Origin of the sequence: Flavobacterium sp., from assembly GCF_020217025.1 — a bacterium.
Classification (GTDB): Bacteria; Bacteroidota; Bacteroidia; order Flavobacteriales; family Flavobacteriaceae; genus Flavobacterium.
In genome coordinates, this window is record NZ_JAIWOF010000022.1 from 1 (window position 1) to 10,000 (window position 10,000).

9 protein-coding genes are annotated in these 10,000 nt (G+C 34.6%); 6 read left to right on the forward strand and 3 right to left on the reverse strand.

Annotated elements, in window-relative coordinates; genetic code table 11:
* From LDL23_RS00910 to LDL23_RS00920, 3 genes are all read right to left on the reverse strand, one after another.
* The coding region (locus LDL23_RS00910) for an OsmC family protein (RefSeq protein WP_291264020.1) at positions 1–363 on the reverse strand (363 nt) is incomplete at its 3' end.
* A 353-nt stretch (positions 364–716) separates the two neighbouring features.
* Entirely contained in the window at positions 717–1,394 is a 678-nt protein-coding gene (gene rsmI / locus LDL23_RS00915; protein ID WP_291264021.1) for a 16S rRNA (cytidine(1402)-2'-O)-methyltransferase, read from the reverse strand.
* Positions 1,395–2,354, reverse strand: a complete 960-nt coding sequence (locus LDL23_RS00920; RefSeq protein WP_291264022.1) for a hypothetical protein — start codon at positions 2,352–2,354, stop codon at positions 1,395–1,397. It lies immediately after the preceding gene.
* 101 nt (positions 2,355–2,455) lie between these two features.
* Between LDL23_RS00920 and LDL23_RS00925 the strand changes: the two genes are divergently transcribed.
* From LDL23_RS00925 to LDL23_RS00950, 6 genes are all read left to right on the forward strand, one after another.
* Positions 2,456–3,088 carry a thymidine kinase gene (locus LDL23_RS00925; protein WP_291264023.1) on the forward strand — a complete coding sequence of 211 codons (633 nt, stop codon included), beginning with the start codon at positions 2,456–2,458 and terminating at the stop codon, positions 3,086–3,088.
* Position 3,089: 1 nt separating this feature from the next.
* Complete coding sequence (locus LDL23_RS00930) at positions 3,090–5,534, forward strand: bifunctional UDP-N-acetylmuramoyl-tripeptide:D-alanyl-D-alanine ligase/alanine racemase (RefSeq protein ID WP_291264024.1); 2,445 nt, start codon at positions 3,090–3,092, stop codon at positions 5,532–5,534.
* 67 nt (positions 5,535–5,601) lie between these two features.
* Positions 5,602–5,979 carry a large conductance mechanosensitive channel protein MscL gene (mscL, locus tag LDL23_RS00935; protein WP_291264025.1) on the forward strand — a complete coding sequence of 126 codons (378 nt, stop codon included), beginning with the start codon at positions 5,602–5,604 and terminating at the stop codon, positions 5,977–5,979.
* A gap of 157 nt (positions 5,980–6,136) precedes the next feature.
* Positions 6,137–7,126, forward strand: coding sequence for an aspartate-semialdehyde dehydrogenase (locus LDL23_RS00940; protein WP_291264026.1), 990 nt, complete (start codon positions 6,137–6,139; stop codon positions 7,124–7,126).
* Positions 7,127–7,318: 192 nt separating this feature from the next.
* Positions 7,319–7,630: a hypothetical protein gene (locus LDL23_RS00945; protein WP_291264027.1), complete on the forward strand. Its 312-nt coding sequence runs from the start codon at positions 7,319–7,321 to the stop codon at positions 7,628–7,630.
* Positions 7,631–7,730: 100 nt separating this feature from the next.
* Positions 7,731–9,932 carry a TonB-dependent receptor gene (locus LDL23_RS00950; RefSeq protein ID WP_291264028.1) on the forward strand — a complete coding sequence of 734 codons (2,202 nt, stop codon included), beginning with the start codon at positions 7,731–7,733 and terminating at the stop codon, positions 9,930–9,932.
* The last annotated feature ends 68 nt before the right edge of the window (positions 9,933–10,000 follow it).

Genomic DNA, 10,000 nt, shown 5'->3' on the forward strand with positions numbered 1-10,000 from the left:
GCCACAATATTTTTCTACGGATAAATTCACGGCTTTTTCTAGCTTTTTCTCATCTAAATTATTGCCGTAAAAATGATAATCTACTTTTACTTTGTGATACGTTTTTGGATGTTCCTCAGTTAATTCGCCAGAAGTTACAATTTTGAAATCGGCTACTTCTAACTTCATTTTTTCCATTAACGAAGCAACGTCTAATCCTGTGCAACCCGCTAAAGCTGATAACATCAACGCTTTTGGACGCAAGCCTTTACCTTCGCCTCCGTTTTCAGGCCCAGCATCAATTGAAATGACATCGCCACTAGGGTTAGTGGACTCAAATTGCATGTTACCTTTCCAGGTGGTAGTTATGTTGTGTGTTTCCATAGTTTAATTTTTTTCAAATTTAAGCAATTTCCTTTTTTGTAACAGAAAAAACGCTTTTTCGTTTTCAATATATAAACAAAAAAATATAATAAATGAAAATCGTTAAATTTCACGTCAGTAAAATCAAACCAAATTACAGAAGTATTAAAACATCAAAAATAAATGACTGCTTTGATTTTAAAATTATTGGCTTTTTAAGCTATCGAAAACATATTAAAAATGGATGGACAGTAAATTATGTAGAAATATTTCTTATCACTAATTTTATTAAAAAATGGGAGAAACTAAAATTAGACACGAAAGCAACAATTATAGTATCTATTATATTAACGCTAATAAGTGTTTTGTAAATTTTACTTCAAACTCTTCCCTCCCACAACCACGACAATCTCCCCTTTCGCTGGTTTTACTTCAAAGTGTTTTAAAACTTCTTCAGCGGTTCCTCTTACGGTTTCCTCGTGTAATTTTGATAATTCTCTAGAAACTGAAACGGGTCTATCTGCACCGAAGTATTGTACAAATTCGGCTAAGGTTTTATTTAATTTGTGTGGCGATACATAGAAAATCATCGTGCGATATTCCTCTTGTAAGGCTAAAAACCGGGTTTGTCTTCCTTTTTTATCGGGTAAGAAGCCCTCGAATACAAATTTATCATTAGGCAAACCGCTATTTACCAAAGCGGGTACAAAAGCAGTTGCTCCTGGCAAACATTCCACAGCAATTCCGTTTTCCACACAAGCGCGTGTAAGCAAAAATCCTGGATCGGAAATCGCTGGAGTTCCTGCATCACTAATTAAAGCAATAGTTTCGCCTGCTTGTAAGCGCTTGACCAAATTTTCAACGGTTTTGTGTTCGTTGTGCATGTGGTGACTGTGCATGTGCGTAGCAATTTCGAAGTGTTTTAGCAATTTTCCGCTGGTGCGTGTATCTTCAGCTAAAATCAAATCGACTTCTTTTAGTACTTTAATCGCACGAAAAGTCATGTCTTCTAAATTGCCAATTGGCGTTGGAACTATGAATAACTTACCCATTTATGAAAACTTTTTCTCTACAATTTCCATGAAACGCGTTTCGAACTCTTCAGCACCTTCCCAATTGTTATAATCAGGTTTTACGAAATCATCTACGAAAGCTTTTGCTTCTTCAAAACTATCAAAAGTATTCAATTGCGAAACTACACGGTTAAAATCATCTGAACTTCCGCCAAATAATTTCTTTTCAAATCCAATTCTATCATTTAGGCCAAAAGTAATGGCTTTGTTTAATCTGTCATTTAACGAACTGATTTTTGGTTCTTGGCTTACTTTCTCAAAAGTTGCTTTGACTTCTTCCTCTAATACTTTTGGAGTTTCTACAACAGGTTCTGGTTGAACTTCTGCGATAACTTCTTCTACAACAGGAGTTGGCGCTTCAAAAACAGCTTCTACAACATTAGCTACCTCAGCTGGAACATCTTCCACTTTTACAAAATCCAATTCTTGGTAATCGTGCACCAATAAATCTTCAAATGAAATTTGTTTCGCTGGTTCTTCTGTTTTTGGATTTTCGACAACTGGTACTTCTTCGATAATTTCCTCTTCAATTGGTTCTTCTTCCATTGAAGTAATCAATACTTCCTCCTCTTCGTCTTCATCATCTTCAACGATTAGCTCAGCCACCACAATTTTTTCTTCCTCCAATGGAGTTGCTGGAGCTTTTTCTTCCGCAACTGGAGCTTCAACCACTACTTCCTTTTCAGGTGCAATTTCTTCCACAACAGGAATTGGTTGTTCAAAAAAATCGGCTTGCTTTTCTTCTAATTTCGCTTCCAAAACTTCTTCTGAAATTTCGTTTTTTACCAATTCGAAATTCTCTTCATAAAAGCGTAAAATCGTTAATTGATCGTACAAATTTTTAGCTTCTTGCTGCAATTGAACGGTTTCTGAATGGTTTTTTAACTTTAAAATTCGGTGGGCAATACTGATTAATTCAGCGCTTACTCTTTTCTTCATAACTTTATTGGATGGAATTGAATATATCGATACTTTTTTAATAATTTTGTTTTGATTACAAATGTAACAGAAAATAATTTTTAACGTACGAAAGATACAAAATGTTTCTCGAAAATACCGTAAATCAACAAGAACAATTTGGCTGGATTGAAGTAATTTGTGGCTCCATGTTTTCGGGTAAAACCGAAGAATTAATTCGCCGCTTAAAACGCGCTCAGTTTGCTAAACAAAAAGTGGAAATCTTCAAACCGGCTGTCGATACACGATATGACGACGAAATGGTGGTTTCGCACAATCGCAATAAAATTCGTTCTACACCAGTTCCTGTTGCTGAAAATATTAGAATTTTAGCACAAGGTTGCGATGTCGTAGGTATTGATGAAGCGCAGTTTTTCGACGAAGAAATTGTTGCCGTTTGTAATGATTTAGCCAACTCGGGAATTCGAGTAATTGTGGCTGGATTAGATATGGATTTTAAAGGAAATCCGTTCGGACCGATGCCGGCGCTTATGGCTACTGCCGAATATGTTACTAAAGTTCACGCGGTTTGTACGCGAACTGGAAATTTAGCCCATTATAGTTTTAGAAAATCGGATGATAAAAGATTGGTAATGCTTGGTGAAACCGAAGAATATGAACCATTAAGCCGTGCCGCCTATTTTAAAGCTATCCGAGAAAACATGGAAGTGAAAGATGTTGAAATTGTAAACAAGCAAAAAGACGATAATCAATAAATTGAACCTCAACCTAACTCATATTATTTCGTTTTGTAAAGGCGTTTTTCACGGAAATTCGACTGAATTTACCGCAAGTCATATTTCGATTGACAGCCGTTCGTTGCAAAATGGAAGCAACACTTTGTTTTTTGCCATCAAAGGACAAAATCACGATGCGCATTTGTATTTGGAAGAGTTGATTGCGAAAGGCGTTCGCTATTTTGTAGTCGAATATATTCCAGAACATTTATACGAAAAAGCGAATTTCATTATCGTTGAAAATTCGTTGAAAGCATTGCAACAAACTGCGATTGGCTATCGAAAGCAGTTTGATTTTCCATTTGTGGGAATTACCGGAAGCAACGGAAAAACCATCGTAAAAGAATGGCTGAATTTCTTGTTGAGTCCGAATCATTTGATTGTTCGAAATCCGAAAAGTTATAATTCACAAGTCGGCGTTCCGTTATCGATTTTAGCGATTGAAGGAAATTACGATTTGGGAATTTTTGAAGCTGGAATTTCTCTTCCGAATGAAATGTCGAATTTAGAAAACATCATCCAGCCGAAATACGGCATTTTAACGAATATTGGTTCGGTTCATGATGAAGGTTTTGCGAATCGCGAAGCCAAAATCAAAGAGAAAATCAAACTTTTTGAAAATTGTTCCGATATTTTCTTGGAAAAAAATACTGAAATTGAAGTTTTACTTTCAGAGAACAGTCAAAAACATACTTGGAGTTTTACCGATGAGAGTGCGAATCTTTTCGTTTCGAAGAAAAACGAAAATGGCAAAACTGAATTAACTTTCAAAAACACAACCAACACGTTTAGTGTAAATATTCCGTTTTCAGACGAAAATTCGATTGAAAATGTAATTACTTGCGTGAATTTCATGCTGTTTTTAGGCGAAGAAATTGCATTTATTCAAAATCGAGTTGCCGAATTATATCCAATAGAATTAAGACTTCAAGCCAAAAAAGGCATCAACAATTGTTTGGTCATCGACGATAGTTATTCGGTGGATTATCAATCGTTGAAAATTGCGTTGGATTTCTTGGAACAACAAAAATTACACGATAAAAAAACGATTATTTTATCCGATATTTTCACCAGTGGAATTGCGGTGGAAACACTTTACAATCAGGTAAAACAATTGCTTTCGAAAAATAAAATCGAGCGTATTATTACCATTGGTGAAACCATCGGAAAACAATTGAACGATTTACCGAATGTGATTTCGTTTGCCACTACACAAGAATTTTTACAGCAATTCAACACGCAATCGTTTCAAAACGAGACCATTTTAGTAAAAGGGGCACGAGGATTCAACTTTCATGAAATTGTGGTTTTATTGGAAGAGAAAAATCACGAAACCATTTTAGAAATCAATCTCGATGCGATTAGTCACAACCTGAATTTCTATAAATCTAAACTGAAACCGGAAACCAAAATTATGGTCATGGTTAAAGCGTTTGGCTACGGAAATGGCGGTTACGAAATTGCAAAATTGCTCGAACATCATAAAGTCGATTACTTAGGTGTAGCTTTTGCCGATGAAGGTATCGAATTACGAAAAGCTGGAATTACAACTCCAATTATGGTTTTAAATCCCGAAAATAGTAGTTTTAGAGCTATGATTGCCTACAATTTAGAACCTGAAATTTATTCGATTACGGGTTTACAAGCGTTTTTAAAAATTGCCCAACACCAAAATATTTCGCATTATCCGATTCATATAAAATTGGATACGGGCATGCATCGTTTAGGATTTGAACCACATTTGATTTCCGAATTGTGTTCCTTACTAAAAAACAACAATTTTGTTAAGGTGAAAAGTGTGTTTTCGCATTTAGCTGCGAGTGACGACTTAGAATTAGACGATTTCACGAAATTGCAATTTCAACGTTTTGATGCAATGTATTCCGAATTGGAAAAAGTATTGCCTTCAAAACCGATTCGTCATATTTTAAACACATCTGGAATTTTCAATTATGCTGAAAAACAGATGGAAATGGTGCGATTAGGCATTGGTTTGTATGGCATTGGAAATTCGGAACAAGAATTGAAAGCGTTGGAAAATGTAAGCACTTTAAAAACCATCATTTCCCAAATAAGAGAAGTTTCACCAGAAGAAAGTATTGGTTACAGCCGAAGATTTCGAGTAACACAAAAAATGAAAGTCGCTACGATTCCGATTGGTTATGCCGATGGCATTCGAAGAGCTTGGGGCAATGAAAAAGGGTTTGTTACCATCAACAATCAAAAAGCGTCCATTTTAGGTTCGATTTGTATGGATATGATGATGGTGGATGTTACGAATATTTCCTGTAAAACTGGAGATGAAGTGATTGTTTTTGGAAAAAATCCAAAAGTAACCGAAATGGCGAGTGTTATTGGCACGATACCTTATGAAATCCTGACAGGAATTTCACAGCGCGTGAAACGAATTTTCTTCAAAAATTAACATTTTGTTTTAAATTTTGTATATTCGTTATACTAAAACAAAAAACTAACTCTTAAAATTAAAAACTATGGGAATGATTTCAGAATTTAAAGATTTTATTGCAAAAGGTAATGCAATGGATTTGGCTGTCGGAGTAATTATTGGAGCTTCATTTGGAGCCATTGTCAACTCTTTGGTTTCCGATGTAATAACTCCAGCATTATTAAACCCAGCCTTAAAAGCAGCTCAAGTAGAAGATTTAGCTGGATTAAAAACCGATGGCGGCATTTTATATGGTAAATTTTTAGCAGCTGTAATTAGCTTCTTAGTTATTGCTTTTGTTATCTTTTTAATGGTAAAAGGAATCAACAGCATGAAGAAAAAAGAAGAACCAGCTCCAGCGGCTCCAGCAGGACCGACACAAGAGCAATTGTTAGCTGAAATTAGAGATTTATTAAAAAAATAGTCGATACCGCTACATTATATATTCTAACTAAACCCCGATTCGTCGGGGTATTTTTTTTAGAAACTTGTTACAAATCAAAACTTTTGTTATAATTTCATCAATATTTGCTAAGTCGTTTGAATATTCTATATTTTTGCATCATTAAATAACACACACAATGAGAGTAGCCGTAGTAGGCGCTACCGGTATGGTAGGCGAAATAATGCTTCAAGTATTAGCAGAACGTAATTTTCCTGTAACGGAGTTAATTCCAGTTGCTTCTGAAAAATCAGTAGGAAAAGAAATCGAATGGAAAGGGAACACCTACAAAGTAGTAGGTTTACAAACCGCTGTAGATATGAAACCTGAGATTGCTTTGTTTTCAGCAGGTGGAGAAACTTCTTTAGAATGGGCTCCAAAATTTGCTGCTGCAGGAACAACCGTAATCGATAATTCTTCTGCTTGGCGTATGGATGCTACTAAGAAATTAGTCGTTCCAGAAATCAATGCATCAGTTTTAACTAAAGAAGACAAAATTATTGCAAATCCAAACTGTTCTACGATTCAAATGGTAATGGCTTTAGCTCCTTTACATGCTAAATATGATATCAAACGTATTGTAGTTTCAACTTACCAATCCATTACGGGAACTGGGGTTAAGGCCGTACGTCAATTAGAAAACGAATATGCAGGAATTCAAGATGAAATAGCTTACAAATATCCAATTCATAGAAATGCGATTCCTCAATGTGATAGTTTTGAAGAAAACGGTTACACCAAAGAAGAAATGAAATTAGTTCGTGAAACACAAAAAATCTTAAACGACAAAACTATTGCGGTTACTGCAACTGCAATTCGTATTCCAGTTGTTGGCGGACACAGTGAAGCGGTTAACGTTCAGTTTGAAAATGATTTTGATGTGAATGAAGTACGTGAAATTCTAAGTAACACGCCTGGTGTAACAGTTCAAGATAATTTAGATACGTTTACTTATCCAATGCCGATTTACGCACAAGGAAAAGACGATGTTTTTGTAGGTAGAATCCGAAGAGATGAAAGTCAACCGAACACCATCAACATGTGGATTGTAGCCGATAACTTAAGAAAAGGAGCGGCAACGAATACAATTCAAATTGCGGAATATTTGATTGCAAATAATCTAGTATAATTTTAGCCACAGATTACAGGATTGAATCCTTTTGAATCCTTTAATCCGTGGCAAAAAAATAACCACGAACTAACGAAATAGGTCATCAAAACTTAAAAATTCGTTAATTCGTGATTTGTTTTTTTTGTTTCTTTCTAAAAACATATCTTTGTGATGGTGAAAAAGAAATTATTACATATGAATTTGTTTTTGATGCTTGCAGTATTATTTGCTGTGAGTTATCAGTCTATTCATACTTTTTCGCACGATCATCATTTAAAATCGGAATGTTGTGATGATTCGCATCATTTGACTTTTAAAACTTCTGAAAAAACGTTTACTGAAAGTGAAGACTGTCCCGTTTGTGATTTCAAATTTGCGGCTTTTCTTTCACCAGAAGTATTCCATTTTGACTTTATTCCTTCGTTTTACGAAATTCCGTATCAATTCAACAGTAATGAATCTTGCATTACGTTTGAAGGAAATTCGTTCTACCTTCGTGGTCCACCGGTTTTTATGGCTTAAATAATTTCGCTTTGTTTTCTAAACAAGGTTTATGTTGCTGTATATCAAAATGATGTACATGTATTGCTGTATTATTTATCAAATAAAAACAAATTAAAAAATGAAATATCTTTTCAATATACTACTGCTATTGTCATCGATAGCCGGTTTCTCGCAATTCAAAATAAGCGGTTATGTTACCGATGCAAACAACCAAAAATTATCTGGTGTTATTGTACATATCGAAGAAAATAATTCGGAAACTACAACCAACGAAAACGGTTTTTATCAATTTTCATCGTTACCAAAAGGAACTAACAAAATTATTTTTCATTTATCGGGTTACGAAACCAAGAGTGAAATCGTAATGAATAACGGAGCCGAAATCAAATTGAACGTAATTCTTACCGAAAAAGAACAACATTTAGAGGAAGTAATTGTTTCTACTTTATACAACAAAATACAATCGCAAAATGTGATGAAAGTGGAGCATGCTTCGGTAAAAACACTAAAAGAAAATGGCGCAACTTCGCTTATTGATGGAATTGCAACTATCCCTGGAGTTTCTCAGATTTCAACAGGAAATTCTATTGGAAAGCCTGTAATTCGTGGTTTAAGTGGCAATCGTGTTTTGGTGTATTCGCAAGGGGTTCGAATGGAAAATCAACAATTTGGCGAAGAACATGGTTTAGGTTTAAACGCTGCCGGAATTGAAAGTGTAGAAGTCATCAAAGGACCAGCTTCCTTATTATATGGTTCTGATGCTTTGGGTGGCGTGGTGTATTTTAATCCGGAGAAATATGCTTCTTTTCAAGAAAAATCAGCTGATTTTGAACAAAAATATTTTACGAATACACAAGGAACTTCAACAACTTTCGGGTTTAAAGCATCGCCATCCAACTTTAAGTTTTTGGTTAGAGGAAATTACACATCGCATGCCGATTACAAAGTTCCGACTGGTGACAGAATTATAAATACGCGTTTCATCGAGAAAGATTTTAAATCGGGAATTGGGTATTCCAATTCAAAAATTTCTACCGATTTTAGATACAATTACAACAACTTAAACTTAGGTTTACCTGAAGAAGATTTAGAAAATTCAGGTTTCCGAAATCCACTTTATCCAAAACAAGAAGTAGATAATCATGTGTTGAGTTTGAACCAGAAAATCTACTTTAAAAATTCGAAATTAGAAGGTGATTTTGGCTATTCATTAAACGATAGAAAAGAACTAGAAGCGCCCAATGAAATTGCGTTATTTATGAAATTGAAAACTGCGAGTTACAATGTGAAATACTATCTTCCAAAAATGAGCCGTTGGGAAAGCATCATTGGAATTCAAGGAATTGATCAAACCAATACCAATTTCGGAGAAGAATTGTTAATTCCAGATGCAAATGTGAAAGATTTTGGTGCTTTTGCTACAACCAATTACACTTGGAACTCGAACATTCTACAAGCGGGAATTCGTTATGATAATAGAAAAATCAACACTTCCACTCACGGAATTGAAGGCGAAGAAGGCTATTTTGAAGCTATTGACAAACACTTCAACAGTTTCAACGCTTCTTTAGGTTACAAAACCAATTTATCTAGTTATATTTCAACCCGAATTAATATTGCTTCTGGATTTAGAGCTCCGAATTTATCCGAATTGACTTCAAATGGCATTCACGAAGGAAGTAATCGTTATGAGATTGGTAATTCTGAATTAAAAAACGAACAAAATTTTCAAGTGGATTTGAATTTGGAATACAAAAGCGAACATTTTGAATGGTTTGTAAACGGATTTTACAACCACGTAAACAATTACATTTACATTACACCAACAGGTGCCGAAATTGACGGAAATGACGTGTACAATTATGTGCAAAACAACGCCTATTTGTTTGGTGGAGAAGCTGGAATTCACTTTCATCCACATCCGTATGATTGGTTACATTTTACCAGTAGTTTTGAAAGTGTTACAGGAAAACAAAACGACAATTATTTACCATTAATCCCAGCGAATCAATGGAAAAACAACATTCGTATGGAATTTGAATCGTTTAAATATTTAAAAAACGCTTATCTATCCTATTTCTTCAATTATACTTTTAAACAAAACAATATCAACGAATTTGAGACTAGAACGCCAGACTACTTGTTGATTAATTTTGCTGTTGGCGGAAAAGTAACATTGGGTAAAACCGCTTTTAATGTAAATTTAAACGCTAATAATCTTTTAGACAAAACGTATACGAATCACTTATCAAGATTAAAAACAGACGGAATTAACAATATGGGACGAAATATAATTCTGAGTTTAAATTTTGATTTATAATTAACAACTCTTTATAATCCTTTTGAATATCTTTGTTTTAATCAACTAACCCAATATGAAAAGAACAA